The organism is Desulfosarcina alkanivorans (assembly GCF_009688945.1).
Lineage (GTDB): Bacteria > Desulfobacterota > Desulfobacteria > Desulfobacterales > Desulfosarcinaceae > Desulfosarcina > Desulfosarcina alkanivorans.
The window spans coordinates 6416900-6434875 of record NZ_AP021874.1 but is presented as its reverse complement, the minus strand read 5'-3'; the positions used below and the strand labels follow the sequence as shown (position 1 = coordinate 6434875).

The 17976-nt window shown below is 55.8% G+C and carries 17 protein-coding genes; 10 read left to right on the top strand and 7 right to left on the bottom strand.

The features are described 5' to 3' along the window. Window positions 1-327: 327 nt before the first annotated feature. Both DSCA_RS27925 and DSCA_RS27920 read right to left on the bottom strand, forming a co-directional pair. Window positions 328-834 (bottom strand): hypothetical protein, encoded by a 507-nt coding sequence (locus tag DSCA_RS27925; RefSeq protein WP_155319562.1) that lies wholly within the window; start codon window positions 832-834, stop codon window positions 328-330. After that, entirely contained in the window at window positions 797-1594 is a 798-nt protein-coding gene (locus DSCA_RS27920; RefSeq protein ID WP_231716301.1) for a cytidylate kinase-like family protein, read from the bottom strand. The genes DSCA_RS27925 and DSCA_RS27920 overlap by 38 nt, the downstream gene beginning before the upstream one ends. A 667-nt stretch (window positions 1595-2261) precedes the next feature. Here DSCA_RS27920 and DSCA_RS27915 point away from each other — a divergent pair. From DSCA_RS27915 to DSCA_RS27875, 9 genes are read left to right on the top strand one after another with little or no spacing between them, the layout of a single operon-like run. Beyond that, on the top strand, window positions 2262-4349 hold the full coding sequence (locus DSCA_RS27915; protein WP_155319561.1) for a molybdopterin-dependent oxidoreductase: 2088 nt from the start codon (window positions 2262-2264) through the stop codon (window positions 4347-4349). Window positions 4350-4382: 33 nt separating this feature from the next. Continuing rightward, window positions 4383-4907, top strand: coding sequence for a 4Fe-4S dicluster domain-containing protein (locus DSCA_RS27910; protein WP_155319560.1), 525 nt, complete (start codon window positions 4383-4385; stop codon window positions 4905-4907). 2 nt (window positions 4908-4909) lie between these two features. Further along, window positions 4910-6373 (top strand): electron transport complex subunit RsxC, encoded by a 1464-nt coding sequence (gene rsxC, locus DSCA_RS27905; protein WP_167527986.1) that lies wholly within the window; start codon window positions 4910-4912, stop codon window positions 6371-6373. Beyond that, complete coding sequence (locus DSCA_RS27900; RefSeq protein WP_155319559.1) at window positions 6373-7431, top strand: RnfABCDGE type electron transport complex subunit D; 1059 nt, start codon at window positions 6373-6375, stop codon at window positions 7429-7431. The genes rsxC and DSCA_RS27900 overlap by 1 nt, the downstream gene beginning before the upstream one ends. After that, window positions 7428-8342, top strand: a complete 915-nt coding sequence (locus DSCA_RS27895) for an FMN-binding protein (RefSeq protein WP_155319558.1) — start codon at window positions 7428-7430, stop codon at window positions 8340-8342. The genes DSCA_RS27900 and DSCA_RS27895 overlap by 4 nt, the downstream gene beginning before the upstream one ends. 20 nt (window positions 8343-8362) lie before the next feature. After that, complete coding sequence (gene rsxE / locus DSCA_RS27890) at window positions 8363-8977, top strand: electron transport complex subunit RsxE (protein WP_231716300.1); 615 nt, start codon at window positions 8363-8365, stop codon at window positions 8975-8977. Window positions 8978-8987: 10 nt separating this feature from the next. Continuing rightward, complete coding sequence (locus DSCA_RS27885; RefSeq protein ID WP_155319557.1) at window positions 8988-9941, top strand: Rnf-Nqr domain containing protein; 954 nt, start codon at window positions 8988-8990, stop codon at window positions 9939-9941. A gap of 12 nt (window positions 9942-9953) precedes the next feature. Further along, window positions 9954-10844: an RnfABCDGE type electron transport complex subunit B gene (rnfB, locus tag DSCA_RS27880; protein ID WP_407924219.1), complete on the top strand. Its 891-nt coding sequence runs from the start codon at window positions 9954-9956 to the stop codon at window positions 10842-10844. A gap of 54 nt (window positions 10845-10898) precedes the next feature. After that, a complete protein-coding gene (locus DSCA_RS27875) occupies window positions 10899-11321 on the top strand; it encodes an iron-sulfur cluster assembly scaffold protein (protein WP_155319556.1) in 423 nt (140 codons plus the stop codon). 85 nt (window positions 11322-11406) lie between these two features. On the opposite strand, the gene fliB is transcribed toward DSCA_RS27875, so the two are convergent. The 5 genes from fliB to DSCA_RS27850 all read right to left on the bottom strand — a co-directional run bounded on the left by fliB (window position 11407) and on the right by DSCA_RS27850 (window position 15893). Further along, window positions 11407-12636 carry a flagellin lysine-N-methylase gene (gene fliB / locus DSCA_RS27870; protein WP_155319555.1) on the bottom strand — a complete coding sequence of 410 codons (1230 nt, stop codon included), beginning with the start codon at window positions 12634-12636 and terminating at the stop codon, window positions 11407-11409. Between the two features lie 9 nt (window positions 12637-12645). Next, window positions 12646-12885 carry a 4Fe-4S binding protein gene (locus DSCA_RS33390; RefSeq protein WP_155319554.1) on the bottom strand — a complete coding sequence of 80 codons (240 nt, stop codon included), beginning with the start codon at window positions 12883-12885 and terminating at the stop codon, window positions 12646-12648. Window positions 12886-12894: 9 nt separating this feature from the next. Then, window positions 12895-13245 carry a hypothetical protein gene (locus tag DSCA_RS27860; protein WP_155319553.1) on the bottom strand — a complete coding sequence of 117 codons (351 nt, stop codon included), beginning with the start codon at window positions 13243-13245 and terminating at the stop codon, window positions 12895-12897. Between the two features lie 142 nt (window positions 13246-13387). Next, window positions 13388-15508, bottom strand: a complete 2121-nt coding sequence (locus DSCA_RS27855; RefSeq protein WP_155319552.1) for an HDOD domain-containing protein — start codon at window positions 15506-15508, stop codon at window positions 13388-13390. 151 nt (window positions 15509-15659) lie between these two features. Continuing rightward, window positions 15660-15893: a hypothetical protein gene (locus tag DSCA_RS27850; RefSeq protein ID WP_155319551.1), complete on the bottom strand. Its 234-nt coding sequence runs from the start codon at window positions 15891-15893 to the stop codon at window positions 15660-15662. 413 nt (window positions 15894-16306) lie between these two features. Here DSCA_RS27850 and DSCA_RS27845 point away from each other — a divergent pair, with 413 nt between their 5' ends. Next, the gene (locus tag DSCA_RS27845) at window positions 16307-16705 is read left to right on the top strand and encodes a thermonuclease family protein (protein ID WP_167527985.1); all 399 of its coding nucleotides are present in this window, start codon (window positions 16307-16309) and stop codon (window positions 16703-16705) included. The last annotated feature ends 1271 nt before the right edge of the window (window positions 16706-17976 follow it).

Here is a 17976-nt window from a genome sequence, read left to right as displayed (position 1 = left end):
CCCGCCGTCACCGGGTTGTTGGTTTCTGACCGCCGGGCTGCGGTGCCATTTTGGGACACGTCTCCGTCCGGCGCAGCATTCTTGGACGGCGTGCAAACGAACCGCCGCACCAAGACCGGTTCACTAACCGGGCCATGCCTGCAAAACCTTTTTGTTTTTCATAAACATAACGCAGATGTCAACCGTATCGAATAGGCAAATTTGGCTGAGATCCGGGCGCGCGAAAAATTTTTCGACAGGCATAGGATTGATATTCCGAGGATAAAATTTTGAACGCAACCCGGATATCGTGCAAATTGGGCATTTATGGATGGGCACCAGTTAATATCACAGATGATGTCGTTTAGTAATGAGTTGAGGAGATATGTCATCTTTTGCAGCCGCTTGTTCTTGTGGGATATGCGTTACCAAACCAAACTCAGCCATTTTGTGATGGCGAGAAAGCGTTGAAGAAAAAATCTGCACTGAAGGGACAAAAAACGGTTCAGAAGGCAGTTTTCCACCCCCTCCTTCCACTGAGGAACGATGAATACATTTCGCTTTGGCCTGTCGGGGGTATGGCTTTGGGATCCTGCCCTGAGAGCTGTTACGCACGCACGTGGCTTGGTGAGCTGCGATATCCTGAATGGTGATGCTTTTCCTGCTGGCTGCCAACCAAACAGTCGACGCTCCCTGCCCCTCAAAGAACAGGTTCCTATCACGGACATCGGCACCTTTACCGATACGGCCAGACAGCATCCGGCTGAACGGGCAGACAACACGCAGACCGACAGAAAAAAAAAGGTGCTGTTCAGGGTCAGTGTTTGAAGCAGACATCGATTGATTTGAGCCCATCGACACCCCGGAGGTTTTTTTGCAACTCAGCTTCCACTTTTTCTTTATTCTTCAGTGCGGTTTCCATTACAACAGTGACCGTTCCGGCTTTGGCAGAGACATGTCTGGTCATCGGAAATTTTTCCACCAGATTTGCTTTGATTTCATATTCGAGGGATTTATTATCAAGAGCTTCCCTTGCTTCCGGCGAAATTTGAAAACACGGCAGTTGAACGGTGCTGGCGATAATATCCACCACATTATCTTCGTTCATATTATCGATTTTAAAAACCATGTCATAAAGATCGGCATCCGATGTATCCATGCCGTAAAGGTGAAGGCTCCATTTGCGACGGGCTTCATCGATCTTCCCGATTATTCTTTCAGCATTTTCAGCAGAGACGTTTTCATTTTTCACCACTTTTTGTATCCGATAATTCATATCGGCATTGATTCTGATCTTGCATACATTGGGAATATCCCTAACAAAGAAATGGCCTGCAAACCCATGGTAGACGACATTGTCCGTTGCTATGCTTTTCATAAAAGCAGCGCGGATATAAGCAATATACTTCTCTTTTCCGAGAGAAAGACGCTCAATAAATGATGGTGGGTTCTCAATGGCCTTGACAAGCTTGATTTCAGGTATGTTGAATTGTTCCGATGCATCCAGCAACACTTTTCGGGAGACACATTCATATCCAAGCTTGTCGGCCAGTTTCTCGGCGATTTCCGATCCATAACCATAACTGCCTCTTGAGATCGTAATAATCGACATCATCCCCTCCCGATCATTGGAAACCTTTTCGTAAAATGGTCTCCTGATTTGGAACCACTCGCCTCCCACAGGCCTACCCCGCCTTGCCAACTGAATTGAAGGCTATCAATATGCGAAACATTTTTCCAGCCTGGATTTCTTTTTATTCCGACGGGCCTGAATTTTTCCAATTCAACCGTTCTCAAAGGCGAATGTATCCGCATACGGAATTGCGAGTGAAAGCGCCGGGAATTTCTTAAACCCTTCACACTCTGCCTGACCCAATTCGCAAATATGTTAAATCCGTCTGCAACACAAAAGTGATGCCAGATTTCAATGGGGATAATATTGAAATGTTATAACTAATTGTTTTTTAAGTTATTTATCCTTGCCTCGAATTAAGCGTGAAACCATAAAATACAGTTGCCCTGTTCAACTGTAACTTTGGGGTTGACAAAGAGACCATATGTTCATTATACCTCCGAGCGATTTAGGTTGCGCATATGTTCATTATAAAAATGCGGTTACCCTTTTCAACTGTAACTTTGAGGTTGACAAAGGGACCATATGTTCATTATACCTCCGGCGACTCGCTATTGTGCATATGTTCATTAAAGAAATGCAGGTATTTTCCAGGCTGTAAGGTCCCAAATTACTTTTATCATGCTCGGCATATTGGAGGGAATTGGTAATGAAAAAAATTGTTAATACGCTCTGCTTCATGTGTTCCGTACGCTGCCCGATTCAGGTCGTGGTGGAAAATGAGCAGGTGATCAGCATACGGGGCAACCCGCACGTGCCGGCCATGAACGGCGGCATCTGCCCCAAAGCAGCCGCAGCAATTGCCAGCCTGAATGACCCCCAGCGGGTGCGCTATCCCGTGATTCGTGACGGCGAGCGCGGTTCGGGCCGGTGGAAACGGGTGAGCTGGACGGAGGCGCTGGATTATACGGCCGACCGATGCAAGGATATTTTCGACAAGCACGGGGCCAGGAGCTCAATTTACTGTGAGCGGGCCAACCTGATATCCGACATTTCCAAATCCTTTCAAAAGGCCATCGGCTCACCGAACCATTTTACCCACGACACGGTCTGCAAGGGGGCCATCAACACGGCCTGCCGAACGACCATCGGATACACCGACGGCCAGATCAACGCGGACTGGTCCAATGCCAAACACGTGGTCCTATATGGGCGCAATGTTTTCGAATCCATTGAGATCAAGGCCATGAACAGCTTTATCTCGGCCCTGGAAAAGGGAACGAAGCTGACCTACATCGATCCACGGGTAACGCTTACGGCAGCCAAGGCCACCGATTACAAAATGATTCGTCCCGGCAGTGACCTGGCTCTCAATTACGCCCTGATGCATGTCATCATCGAGGAAAATCTCTACGATGCGGACTACGTGAAACGCTGGGTAGAAGGATTCGAAGAGTTGTGTAATTTTGTTATCCCCTATACGCCCCAATGGGCCGAAAAGGAAACGGGGATACCGGCCGGGGAGATCGTGAGTCTGGCCCGGGAAGTCAGCAAGGTCAAGCCGGCGGCGGTTTTCCATTACGGCTATCGCGGCTCCCACCACACCAAGGAAACATACTTCCGCCGCTCCATCCTGATCCTGAATGCCCTGATGGGCAGCATTGAAAGCAAGGGGGGCATCTTCATAAAAAAAGGTCTCAAGGACGCCGGCTACCAAAACGGGCTGAAGACCTTCTCTTCTCAGAAGTTTCCCGAGATGGAGGACACGCGCCGCTTCGACGGGTGCGGCCAGGACAAGTTCCCCATTGCCGATCCGTCCCATGGCGTAGGCTATATGCTGCCCCATGCCATCCTGAACGAGGACCCCTATCCGATCAAGGCCCTGTTTGCTTTCCGCTACGACCCGCTGCTGTCAAATCCGGACTATAACACCAATCTCAAGGCGCTCAAAAAACTGGATCTGATCGTGGCCAGCGATGTCAACTTCGGCGGCACGACCGCTTTGGCGGATGTGATTTTGCCCGAATCGTTCTTTCTGGAGCGCTCCGATCCGCTGCAGATGGGGTCCAGTTTGAAACCGGCCATCAACCGCCGGATCGCCTGCGTCGAACCGCTCTTCGATACCAAGCCGATGTGGTGGATCGTCAAGCAGCTGGCCGAGCGTCTGGGCGCGGGTCAGTATTTCCCCTATGAAACCGTGGAAGATATCTGGAATTACCAGCTGGCGGACCTGGACATCAAGATCGAGGATTTTGACGAAACCGGTTTCGTATCCCTGAGCGACAAGGCCATCTGGTGGGACCGCAACGACGGGATCAAATTCAAGACCCCCTCCGCCAAGATCGAAGTTGTTTCCAGTATGATGGAAAGCCATGGGATTCCCTCGCTGCCGCCTTATGAAGCACTCGATTCGAAGCCGGAGGCCTTCAGACTGATGTGCGGCCGCTGCGTGGCCCACACGAACGTAATGACCCAGAACAACGCCTATCTTAACAATCTGGTTCCCGAAAACCGGCTCTGGATCAACGACCGGCGGGCCATGGCATTGGGAATTGCCGATAACGACCGCATTCTTGTCGAATCCAAGGCCGGCAAAGGTGAAATGCGCGCCTATGTCACCGACATGATCCACCCCGAAGCGGCGTTCATGCTCCACGGGTTTGGCCACAAGGAGGTCGACAGCAAGCGCAGTTTCGGAAAAGGATTGCCCGATGCGCTCTTTCAGGAACGCCTCCACGACAAAATCGGCGGCAGTCCCGCCTTGGACCATAGCTGGATCACGGTTAATAAAATCTGAAACCCCATCCGTTTCTTGGAGGTATTTGAAGATATGGGCGATTACATCATTTCCACCAACCCGCAACGCTGCATTGTCTGTCATGCCTGTGAAATTGCATGCAAATCCGAGAAAAAGCTCCCGCTGGATGTGACCCTGGGCAAGATTGTCGTCCTGGGACCCAAAATGGTAAACGGCAAACCCAAAATGAACTCCGTCTTCGTTCCTTGTTTTCATTGTGAACAGGCATGGTGCATAGAGGCCTGCCCCACGGAAGCCATACGGCGAAGAGAAGAGGACGGCCTGGTTTATATCGTCGACAGTCTGTGCGTAGGCTGCAAGGCCTGCATCTCGGCCTGCCCATGGCATATTCCCCAGTGGGACAGGGAGGCCGGCAAGGCCGTCAAGTGCGACCTGTGTATGGATCACATCGACGCCGGCGAAAAGCCGGTGTGCGTATCGGTCTGTCCCACCAACGCGCTGCAGTTCAGCAAACCGGCAGAACTTTCCAACAATACCCGGGAATCCTTCGGCCAGGGACTGCTCGAAAAACAATTGATGCCGGCAAAGGTGCGTTGATAATGACCCCACTGGCGACTTTCCCCAAGGGAGGGGTCCATCCCCAAGAGAACAAGCACCTGACCAACGCGTTGCCAATCGAAACCATGCCCGATCCGCCGGCGGTGTCGCTTTTTCTCAAACAACATGTCGGCGCACCCTGCGAAGTGGCCGTGCCGCATCGGAACGATTCCAGATGTGAGCAATCGGTCAGCGAGAATCTTCTTTTTTCAAGCCAGCACCCCGGAGCGCTATTCAGGCTGCTGGTGGACAAAAAGGACAAGGTCAGGGAAGGCGATCAAATCGGCGAAATCGGCACCCGGCTCGGCGCTGAGCTTCATGCCAGCGTCGGCGGAACGGTTCTGGGGGTGGAAAACATTCTTCACCACCAGGTGGGTTCGGCCCCGGCCATCGTCCTCCGAACCGATCCCGAGGCCGTCGCACCGACCCGCACGCCGGTGGACTGGCGGGGCTTTTCCCGGGAGCAGATCCAGGAGCGCATCGCCGCCGCCGGGATCGTCGGCCTGGGGGGTGCCGGATTCCCCACCGAGGTCAAGCTCAACGTCAAACCGGGCGTCAAGATTGATACCCTGATCCTCAATGGGGCCGAATGTGAGCCTTATATCACCTGTGATCATCGCGTCATGGTGGAAAACGCCCGTGAGATCGTCGAAGGCGCCAAAATCCTGCTGACGGTGCTGGGAATTACCTATTGCGCCATTGGCGTGGAGAACAACAAACCGGACGCCATCGCGGCCCTGAACAAAGCCATCGACCAGACGGATTCGACCGACGGTTTCAAGATCGAGGTCAAACCGTTGGCGGTCAAATATCCCCAGGGGTCGGCCGATCAGATCATGCAGAGTGTCACCGGCCGCGTCAGGCCATCGGGCCAGCGGTCTTCGAGTATCGGGATCATTGTACAAAACGTATACACAACCAAGACGGTCTACGATGCCGTGGCACTGGGCAAACCCCTGACCGATCGCATCATTACGGTCACCGGCAGCGGAATCGCACGGCCGGCGAATCTGCGCGTAAAAATCGGCACCCATATTTCGGATATCGTGAATTACCTCGGCGGCACCACGGCAGACCTGTGCAAGGTGGTGGTCGGCGGGCCGATGATGGGATTTGCCGTGTCTACCCTGGACATCCCGATCACAAAAACGACCCCGGGGATCCTGTTTCTGAACCATGCCGAAGTCGATGCGCAGGCTTACGGCCCCTGCATCCGGTGCGGGTTTTGCCTGGATGCCTGCCCCATGGGGCTGGAGCCGAACAATATCGGCATCTACGTCGAAGCCGGCAGGGGTGCGGAAACCGAACCCTTTGGCCTGATGGACGATTGTTTCGAGTGCGGCAGTTGTGCCTACGTCTGTCCGTCCAAACGCCCCCTGGTGCAGTTCATCCGCCTGGCCCGGCAGGAAATCAACCAAGCCCGTAAGCTCAAAGAAGCCAGGGAACAGAAAAGAAAAGCAGGATAATGGCAATAAAACTCTCCCCCATCTCCCATCAGTCGTGCGATGGCGTTGACGGGCACCATCTGCTGGTATCGGTGTCGCCCCATCTGAAAACCGATGTCACCGTATCCCGGATCATGTGGACCGTGGTTGCCTGTCTGATGCCGCCGCTGTTCTTGTCGGTCTTCGTCTTCGGTCTACAGACCCTGGCCATCACCGCTGTCAGCGTGGCCAGTTGCCTGGCCACCGAGGCGATCTCGCAAAAGCTTCTGGGCCATCCGGTGACCATCAGGGATGGCAGCGCCGTGATTACCGGTCTTTTGCTGGCCTATGTCATTCCGCCCGGCGTCCCGTTATGGATGCCGGTCTGCGGTGCGGTGATGGCCATATTCGTCACCAAGATCATCATGGGCGGCCTCGGTTTCAACATCTTCAACCCGGCCCTGATCGGCCGCGCCTTCCTGGTTGCCACCTACCCCGTGGCCATGACCACCGCCTGGCTGGAGCCGATCCGCAATGCGGACGTATTCAGGTACATGGGCGCCGGTGTGGATGCCGTCAGCTCGGCCACGCCGCTTTACGTTTTGAAGCATTACGGCATGGCGGCCATGCTGGAGCAGTTCGGGTCCCGGGCATCGGTGTACACCGATTTTTTCTTCGGTTTCAGGCCCGGGTGCATCGGCGAAACGTCAGCCCTGCTCCTGCTGGTGGGTGGGGCCTATTTGATCTACAAGCGGTACATCAACTGGCAAATCCCGGTCTCGACCATCGTCACGGTAGGCCTGCTGACATGGATGTTCGGCGGCGAACGGCTGTTCACCGGTGATCCGCTGCTGGCGGTGCTCTCCGGGGGCGTGATTCTCGGGGCGTTTTTCATGGCCACCGATTACGTGACCTCACCGACGCAGCGCAGCGGTCAAATCGTTTTTGGCATCGGCATTGGCGCCCTGACCGTCCTGATCCGGCTCAAAGGCGGCTACCCGGAAGGGGTCTGCTACGCGATTTTGCTGATGAATCCCCTAACGCCGGCACTGGATCAATGGCTCAAACCGAAACGATTTTCCCAGGGGGCGGTCCAATGAAAGAGATTATCAAGATTACCGTTGCCCTGACCATTTCCTGTCTGGTGGCCGGTCTCGTAATCGGCACAACCTTCATCTTCACGGCCAAGGCCAAACAGCACAACGAGCATCTCAATGTGCAACAGACCATGCTCGGCCTGCTGGGATACGGTCCGGAACGACCCGCAGCACCCGAACTCAAGCTGTACCAGGTTCACCGCTACATCATCCGCAAGGCGGAAACACTGTATATGGGGTACATGGTCCCGACCATGAACGGCGGCGACGAGGGGTACACGCTGGTCGTACTCGACTTGAAGGGTCGATTCCTCGAACGTCGAGATTTGACATTGACGGTCGAAGCGGCCTTGTCCGCCGAAGACCGCAAGAAGTCCCTTGCGAAAATTCTGCCCCCCGAGGCGGCGTTCAATTTCGCCGACACCATGATCATCGCAAGCCTGGGAGATGAACGGACGGCGTATCTGTTGCCGGGTCAGTTTCCCGGTTTCAAGACGTTCATCAAGGCCATGGTGGCCCTGGACGCCGACTTTCAGCTGTTGGGGCTGGAAGTCATCGAGCACGAGGAAGATCCCGGCCTGGGCGGTGAAATCACCCAGGAATATTTTAAGAACCAGTTCATCGGCAAATCCTTCGAAAAACTCAAACACCTTACCGTCATCAAGGAACCGCTGCCTGCGGACTACGAGCGCTATCTCAAATCCATGGGATTGCGGGACAACGGGCTTTCGGACAGTGAGGCGGACGACATTCGGCGACGCTACAAGGATCAGGATATCCATGCGCTGACCGGCGCCACCATATCCAGCGCCGCAGTGACCAACGGCGTCAAGGGCATGGTGAAAAAGTTCGCTTATCGCATTCAGATACTGGACCAGGCCATAGCGGATGGCGAAGTCAAGGTTCTTTTTTAGGCCGGAGAAAGGAACACCCCGTGGCAGCAACCACCAAAACCAATATGCAACTGGTCGTCAACGGCCTGCTCAACGAAAACCCCATTTTCCGGCTGGCCCTTAGCATGTGCCCGGCCGTGGGAATCAGCACCACGGTCGCCAACGGGCTGCTGCTCGGTGTGGCCGTGCTTTTTGTGCAGGTCTTTTCGAGCTGCACCATCGCGCTGATCAAGGACCACATTCATCCGCGCATTCGCATCCCGACCTACACCCTGACGATCGCCACCTGGGTGACCGTGATCGACCTGGTGCTGGCGGCCTATTTGCCGGTGGCCTACAAGGCCATGGGCATTTTCGTGCGCCTGATCGTCGCATTTGCCATCATCACCATGCGGTTGGAGGTATTTGCCTGTCGCAACACCGTGGTCGCCTCGTTCTGGGACGGAATCGGAATGGGATTCGGATTCATGTTCGGCATGGTGGTGCTGGGGGGGGTACGCGAGGTGATGGGGATGGGCACCTTTCTCGGTTACGACGTGCTGGGATTCAGGCCCATGCTCTTTTTCGTACTGCCTGCAGCCGGCTTCTTCCTGGTCGGATTCATGATGGCGGTTTTTAATTATGTGGAGACGCTCTACCAACGGCGGGCGCGATGAGGATCGTGAAATGAAAAAAAACGCAACAGCAATCGGGACGTTCGTTCTGCTGATCGCCACGCTTCTGATCGGCGGGTGCAAAGCGCCCAATTTCATCAAAACAGCCCGGTTCGAAAAAACGGACCAGATCGTGCTGACCTTCGCCGGCCCGGTGGATCCGGACTGGGCCGCAGACCGCGACCATTTCACGGTCAACGAGAAGCCGGACCCCGACATTCTCCTGAACCTCCGGAGCGTCGATCTGAACCCGGATCAGACCCGGTTGACCCTCACGCTGGCCGACCCCATCAACCAGGACCAATCCCACCAGGTGGTCGCCAAGGAGATCGTTTCCCAGGGCCGGCCGCTGGGCACACAGGGGGTCATCGTATCCAAGCCCTACTTCGGGCATCTGTTCGGCATTCTGCTGGGCGCCCTGCTCATTCAGAACTTCGTCTTTTCCAAATATTTAGGGCTCTGCGTCTTTTTCGGCACGTCCCAGAAGAAAAGCACCGCCGTAGGCATGGGGATCACCTTCACCTTCGTGATCGTCTTCGCATCCCTGATGTCGTGGTTCCTTTACCAGTTCGTGCTCAAGCCCTACCGCCTGGACTACTTGCAGATTATCGTTTTCATCGGACTGGTGTCGCTCACCGTTCAGGCCGTGGACACGATCCTGCGCAAAATCAACCCGGCCCTGTTCAAGGCGTTCGGCGTTTATCTCGTGCTGGTGATCGCCAACTGCATCGTCATCGCCGTGCCGTTGATCCTGGCCGACAACGAATACAATATGTTTGAAAGCCTCATGCTGGCCCTGGGAGCCGGGCTCGGGTTTCTATTGGCCCTTTTCCTGATGTCTTCCGTGCGTGAGAGACTTGAACTCGCCGAGATTCCACCATCCTACCGGGGGTTGCCGATCGCGTTCATCGTGGCCGGTCTTTTTGCCCTCTCGTTCATGGGATTCTCCGGCATGTCGATCTTCTAAGGAACGTTTCTAATGGATCCCTTATACATCAAACTGGCAATCGGAGGACTGGTGCTGCTGGGCAGCATCGGGCTTTTTTTCGGCATCGGATTGGCAATGGCGGCCCATAAGTTCGCCGTCGAAGTCAATCCCAAAGTGGAGGCGGTCAAGGAAGTTCTGGCCGGGGCCCAGTGAGGCGGCTGCGGCTTCGCAGGATGCGAAGCGTATGCCGAGGCCGTGGTCACCGACCCGGACGTCGCCCCCAATTTGTGCTTCCCCGGCAAAGCGTCGGTCGCAGAGGCCGTGGCCAAAATCACAGGCAAGCAGATGGGAGCCATGGAGGATCTGGTGGCGGTCGTACACTGCGCCCGCTCCATCCGCAAGGACTACCAGAAATACGATTACATCGGATACGGGCGCTGCTCGGGGGCCAATCTGGCCTTTGCCGGCCCGACGGACTGTCAATACGGGTGCGTCGGTTTCGGCGAATGTGCCGGTGCCTGCCCCTTTGACGCCATCACCATGGAAAACCATTTCCCGGTAATCGATGAAGACCTCTGCGTGGGTTGCGGCACCTGCGTCAAGACCTGCCCGAAGCACCTGATCACCCTGGTGCCCAAAAAAGCGCGCGCGGTCATGCGTTGCAGCAGCCTGGACAACGGCAAGGTGACCCACCAGATCTGCGAGGCGGGCTGCATTCACTGCATGTCCTGCATACGGGCCTGCCCGGCCGAGGCAGTGGCCCTGGTCGACGGGGTCATCCGCATCGATCATCACAAGTGCCTGGAATATGGACCTCAATGCGAGGAGGCCTGCATCAAGGCCTGCTTCATGGCCCATGCGATTCAAACCCACAGTGCGCGCCCGCTGTTCCAGAAGGATGACAGCCACGAACCGACCGAACAGGAAGCGCTTGCCCTGTAAACGGGCGGAGGCCGGTCGCAGGATCGAACCGCACAACCGACCGGGGGCATTATCATGACGAACGGCGCCAGCATCCTTTTGGGCACCGGAATTCTCCTGGCCGTCGCGCTGGCATGGTTTGCCGCTTATTACTGGCTCAACCCCCATGTATCGAGCCCCGACGGCAAGGCGCGGGTAGTCGGCAGCTGCGGCGACACCATGGAGGTCCGTCTCCGGTTTCAGCAAGACCGAATGATCGAGGGTTCTCCGTGGACCAACGGGTGTGCCCACAGCTTCAACTGTATCTGCGCGGCGGTGGATCTTGCCAAGGGCAAAACGCCCGAACAAATTCTGGACATCGATTCGGCCATGATTCGCCACGCTGTCGGTGGGCTCCCGAGGGACCACTGGCACTGCTCGACCCTGGCGGTCGATACCCTGCATGCAGCTATCGACAATTACATGCAGGCCGGCCTTAAAAAATCCACGGCCCCTTGATTCACGGACCTGGTTACCCCTCCGACGTCCGTCATCGGACAGTGAATGCGGCCGGAACCATCACCCCTGAAATGCAGCCGTCTCGTCAATTCTTGATCAAAACCGCCAGGTGCATCATGTCCGTGCAACCGCTTTGGGCCAGCAGACCCAGCGAATACTCCCTGAAGCGGGTATCCGGTTCGATCACTTTGGTGAAGGAATAGATCAACCGGGTGACCATGTCCGGATGGAAGTTTTCCCGATGCCATGCGGCCATGCCGACCAGATAGGTCTTGAGCATGGCGAAATTCAGCACCATCATGACGTAATCGGTATACAGCCGTTGGCCGCGATGAAAGCCGATGTCGTGGTGCAGCAGATAGCTGACCAGGAAGTTTTCCAGCATGAAACCGTATTGCCGGAAAAACGGACGGTAGAACTGCTCGAAGGCGGAATCGTAACGGCGGCCGATGGTCTCGGTGAACGGTTGCGGACCGGAGTAGTAAAGTCCGGCAAGGCATTCCCCGGCGCAACGCTTGAAGGCTTCAACGCAGACGGAAGGAATCATTTCGTCATGCAGCCGTCGGGTGAGTTGCAGTTGCATCCCGGTCAGCGCAGGTGCTTCTTCAGTCCGGGCCATCCAATCGCCGGAATCCAGGCGACGGGTAAACGCGTCCACGATCGCCGGCACATTTGTTGTCCCCGGCGCGGCCTCAGCGCGTCCGACCATCTCCAGGAAATAGCCGAGCGCCATAAGACGCCGCCACAACGCATGCCGCCGGTCTCGCAAAAGGGACAAGGCGCATGCCCTCAACGACAGGCCGGCGGTTTCCTCCTCGATGGGCATCTTCGGCTCGACCGCACGCAGGTTTTCAGCCGCTTCAGGGTCCAGGCACGCTTCGACGACAGTGATCCCGTGGGGATTGCCCAGCGCCCGGCGCGCAATCTCCGGGCAGGCCAGAGAGGCGGAGAGGTCGATCCATCCGTGCCTGGCCCGCAGGTGCCGGGGAAAAACGGCGCAGGTATCCGGAAGCCAGTTCTCACCCAGTTCGGCATGAATCCGGCAGTACCGGTCCGCTGTTAGAAAGGGGCACGCATCGCCGGAACGCACAATTCGAGCATAGCGTGCAACGGAGGAATCCTTGCGATTGCGCCGCACCCCCGCTCGAAGCCGCTGGCCGAGATCCGTGGAGCTCGGTTTTCGATACCGCTGGTAGGATCGTTTATCGACGATGACATCCCACCCATAACAGCAGTGGTCTTCGCATTTCGGACCGAGGCACCTGAAATCCGCCAGATACGCCGGCATTTTTAAAACCGCCTGATTACCTTGCATGGCAAAACCTCATGCGCCGATATGCGTCATTCCAATGGCATCCAACGGGCATGCATCGATACAGTCCCAGCATCCCATGCACATATCCTGAAAAATTATCGGTGATTCAAAAACACCGTCCAGTTGTTTGATCACTTTGTGGGCACACGCCGGCACGGCCGGACAAAGGCCCTTTTCAGGGGCACATGTTTTTATATCGCAACGCTGGTAGTCTATTGCGGCAAATGATTTTTTGGACTGCAGGCTCATATGAATCCCTCAATCTTTTGAATATCGGCCCCTTCCCAATCCTCTTTCATACCGCCTCGATGTTGATGGCGGCTTGCCCGTAACCCTGTCTTCATGAAGGATGGCCATGGCCTGTAAGGCGTCGATCCCCACAAGCTCCTCCTCGACGACCACGGTGGCCTTTCTTGGCCAATTCGGTCCGATCCGGTTTTTCACAGGAATTTCATTCGCCGCAGGGGCGAACACGGCATCATGGCGAACCCATGGCACGAAAGCGGGGAAATTACCATCACAACCGGGATTAATCAAGGCAGGGGTGCAAAGCCCGGCAATTCTCAATAAACGCGATCGCTGGGCGTGCGGGTGGTTGGAAAAACCCATTGGACCAGGCACAATACAGATGGTTGAACTGGATCCATACCATTTAGCCCGAGTCGAATTAATCGGGAAAGCGACTGGAAACGGCCATGGATCATATAATAATAGCCGTCACCACTGCTGTCTGAAACCGCAGCGCATGCAGTCAGAGCAGGTCTGCCTGCTGAAAGTCGCTGAGCACCGATTCGACCAGCGCCGCATTGACGGCCGCGGACAGCCCCAGATCACCGGCCATTCGGCCGGCGACGCCTTCGGGGTCCTGGACGAACCACTGCAGCTGGCTGCCGTGCAGGTGGCTCAGGTGGTTGGCATATGCGGTGATGGCGGCCAGGTGCCTGCCGGGTTCCGCATTGGGGACGTGATGATGATACTTCACACAAATCATCGCCGATTCGGGCATTTTCCATTTTTTCATCAACAGTTCACCGACCTCCATGTGATCGGTGCCGATGATCTTTTTTTCTGCCTCGTGGTCGGAGAGCCCTTCGCGCTTTCTCAGATTCTGTATCTGGCGGTATGAATCTGCACCCACCAGCAGGAGCACCAGTTTTCCGATATCGTGCAGCACCCCGCCGACGAAGGCCTGTTCCGGGTCTTCGTATCCGGTGGCGGCGGCAATCCGGCGGGCGGCCATGCCGCATTCGGCCGCATGCTGCCATAAAAACTGCCCCCAGGTGCGCATGCCGGGGTTGCTTTTGAAAAAGTAGGCCTGCATGGATGCAGACAGGACAAGGCTCCTGGTTGTTCGGGCGCCCAGCCGTGCCAGCGCCTGGTGCAGGGATTCGACACGTTGGAGCCCGCCGTAGAGTGCCGAATTGCTGATCTTGATCAGTTTCGTCACCAGCGACTGATCTTTGCCGATCACCCGCTCAAGGGCGTCAACGTCAACGTCCGGATCGGAAAGCATGTCGAGTGCACGGGTCACCAGCGTCGGCAGGGGGGGCAGTTCATTTATCCCGGACACCAGGCGGTCCGGGCTGAAGGAGCCGGTCGGCGCATCGGGCTGACCGGCATCCGGCGGATCGGCCGGCGTGGAAGGCGACGGATGGCCGGCGGCGGCCGCTTTGCGTGGCGCCACCATCCACGAAAGCAGTTCGAGGTAGTGCTGAGGGGAAAGGCCCGCAAAACCGTTTTCACTGAATACATAAATAAACACGGCCACCTTCCCCTTGCTGACCACGGGAATCAGTGCACATTCGCCTGGTTCGCAGGCGCCGGACAGCCGGTCCAGCAGCCGGGAACGGAACCGGTCGCCGAAAAAACCGACACCTGAGCGGTGGACCGCATCCAGAACAGGCTCTTCAGCCAGTACGCCCAGGCATCCGGCAGTTGACTGTTGATCCATCCCGTGGCCATCTCCCACCCTGCGCAGCTGTTTGCAGTGCACCACCTGCCCCGCTTTGGCGGAGAGGATCAGGATGCTGTCGTAAAAGCCCTGGCAAAAGGTGACCAGCGCCTCGATGCGCTTCAAGGGATCGTCACTCAACACCAGTTTTTTCAGCGCCTGGCGGAAAGCCCCGAACAGGGGGTCTCCACCGGATTCGGGCAAGGCCGGAGGTTCGGCCGCATCGCCGGGACGCAGGGTGATGGCCCCCTTTTCCATTTGCGTCTTGATGATCGCCACCACCGTGGCGCTGTCAAAGGGTGCTTTTTCCAGAACCTGCCCAACGGTCCCGCAGGAAGCGGCCAGCCGCATGACCACCTGCACCTCGGTCGACATGGCCGATGCCCCCTGATCGTGGGTGCAGACCAGAATTTCACGGTCGAGCGAGATGATTCCCTTGACGAAATCGCGGTGCTCATCGGATTGGGCGGCCACGGAGATGGCCAGCATGCGGGCATCCAGTTTCGTTTCCAGGGCGTCCACGGCCACCGGTGTATCCGTGAAATGGAAGGCGCCCTCGTCGAGTAAAAACATCTCCAGCAGCACCTCTTTCATTCCGGTGAGCAGGATGTCTTCGACCGTCGCGAGGGGAAACAGGTCGATCTGGGATAAAATCGCACGAATCGGCAGCCCGGTTTCCACCTGTATGCGCCGGATGTGCCTGACCTGATCGGCCGTTACCCGTCGGTTGAAGATCAGCCCCTGCATAATTTTGGCGTCCCCTTTCACGGAACAGGCATCGACGATAAACCCGTTGTCGAAACTGAGCGTGATCAGGCGCCGATGCGCGTTGATGGAAAGAACGCCGTTCAAGTTCAGTTGGGAAAGGAACATGATGGCGTCGGCAGGATGGTATTTACTCAGCTCTCCATTGAAAATCATCTCTTTCCTCGCAAGGTGAAGGGGTCTGATATTAGTTCGGCCCTTCTCCTTTAAACTTGAATGAGAAAAAAGATAAAAAAAGCGTCAGGCCATGCAGGGGCGAGAAAAGCCAGCAGCCCGGGCGCATCCGCGAATGGATGGCCGCTCCGGGTCAGGATCGGTTGGCGGCGTCATAGCCTTCCGGCGTCAGAAAGGCGCTTGTCTTCAGGCGGTTCATGTCGACCAGACCACGTTCAAACAGCGCCTTGAGGCCGGCAACCACATCGCTGGGCGCCAACGGGAGAACCGCCGTGATATCACTGATGTCCAGAATTCCCGGAGGCCCTTTGAAATCCCACTCCCTGGCCAGCAGGGAAAGAATGCCTTGTTCGATATCATCGTTCATGCGCCTCACCTCCCTTCAAAGAGAATCCGTTTGAGAATTAAAATAAGGACTGTAAACCGATCGGCCAAGATGAAATATCAGTCATCCATCATTTTATATATCATTTTGTCAGCAAGATGGGCCCGCCTGCTTTTTTTTGACGATTCAGATGGGCGTCCACGGACCGTGTCGGCGGCAGGTCGTTCGGTTTCATCGAGACCGGCTGACCAAAAGGTTGCTGTTGAATCGACGAATGGTTAGGATATTTAAACCGCAGGTGAAGCAGACACCATTGATGGAATCGAAAACGAACGGAAGGCAGGGTAACGCGAATGCAACGAATCAGGATGTTGGTGCTCCTATGCGCATCGGTCTCCATCCCTCTGACGACCGGCCTTGATTTCACATATGCCGCCGCGGCGAAGGTATTCAGAGTGTATGACGGAGACACACTCAGTGTCAGCGTGCAGGGGGAAAGGGTCAGTGTCCGGCTCTATGGAATCGATGCCCCGGAGAGTGGACAGGACGGCAATGTCTCCGCCACGCGTTTTTTAAAGCGCCTGATTTGGGAGCATCCCCTGGAAATCAAGGTGGTGGAAATCGATCGGATTGGCCGATCCCATGCCATTGTGACTCGCAGGGGCAAAGACACCAGCGTGAACGCGGCGATGGTGGCAAACGGCTACTCGTGGGTGAACCCGGGCAGGTGCAGGGTCGAGGCGTGTGCGTCCTGGAAAAAATTAGAATCTCACGCCAGAAAGTATAAGCTGGGCATCTGGTCGGGTTTTGATCTGGTGCCTCCCTGGGAATTCAAACTTCAGGGGGGGCAGTAAACGTTGGTTCCTTGTTGCCCGTCCTTCCGACCGTTGCCTGAAAAGTCATCATCTTACCGGAAAGCCGGCCTGGCGGAAGAAGGGTCAGCGCATGCCATGGGTGAGAACACTGCGTCGGATCTGCTTCCAGGTGTCGGAAGGGACCGTTGGAAGCCCTTTAGCCCCCATGCTTCCATGCGTTCCCGCTCAACGTAAACATTATGGTTGGCCCCGCCCCCGAGTTCAAAGCAGGGCCAAAGGCAGAGCAGACGGATCATTACAATGGTGCAGGACGATGACACATTGAACGTTTATGTATCTGCGACCGTCTGCCCTTGACAGGGAATGAAAGAAATGAAGCCGACCGTCAGACAGCCAGAAAGCCATGCAGCCTTCAAAAAATGCAATAATTGCGGTTCTTCGTGGGAATCACGGAATCGTTTTATGGATGACCCGGAATTACACGTCATCGGGTACCAGCCGAATTTTAAAAAGTTTACAACCGGGTTGTTCTACTTCAACCATTCTTGCGGCAGCACATTGGCTATCCCTGCCTCTTATTTCGTTGACCTTTATCACGGGCCCGTATTTCAAAAGCGTGCAACAGGCAGTGACCACTGCCCGGAGCATTGCCTCCGGAAAGAAGATTTAGAACCCTGTCTGGCGGAATGCGAGTGCGCATACATCAGAGAGGTCCTGCAGATCATTAAAACCTGGCCAAAGGCATAGGCGACGTCCTTAATTTTCTAGCGGCGTTTGTTTCGAACCGGTTACAGGGCAGCAGACGCGTACCTGCAGGCAGACGGTAAGCCGGGACATCGCCATGCCACCCCCGGTGGACCAAACCCGTTCTCCGAACCGGGGGAACACGTTGTTTCCAGCCGGCCTGGCTATCTCCCCAGGGCGTGCCATCAGGCCGGTTATGGCAGGACTTGCTGAAAAATCTGTGTATTGACAAGAATAAATTATAAGTTTTATTATTTAGTGCCTGATCGTTCGTGGCTTTCCCACCTGACGATGAACCACATGTCTTTCACTGCAATTGAAGCTGTAGCCACATCCTGAAAAACTTGGCCGCCACAAGAACTTTGAATTCTCTGTCAAAGCCGGTGCCAGCCACGAAAACATTCTGGGGAAAAATGCCCCTGAAATTGCCGATTGCAGCCCCGGGCGAAAGTAATGCCGCCCTGGGCGCCCCCTTTCCATTGGGATAAAACACCCGGCCTGCCGCATCGATTCGACCTGTTGATCGGGCAGGTCCGCGAAAAACGACATTCTCGTGAATTAAAAAA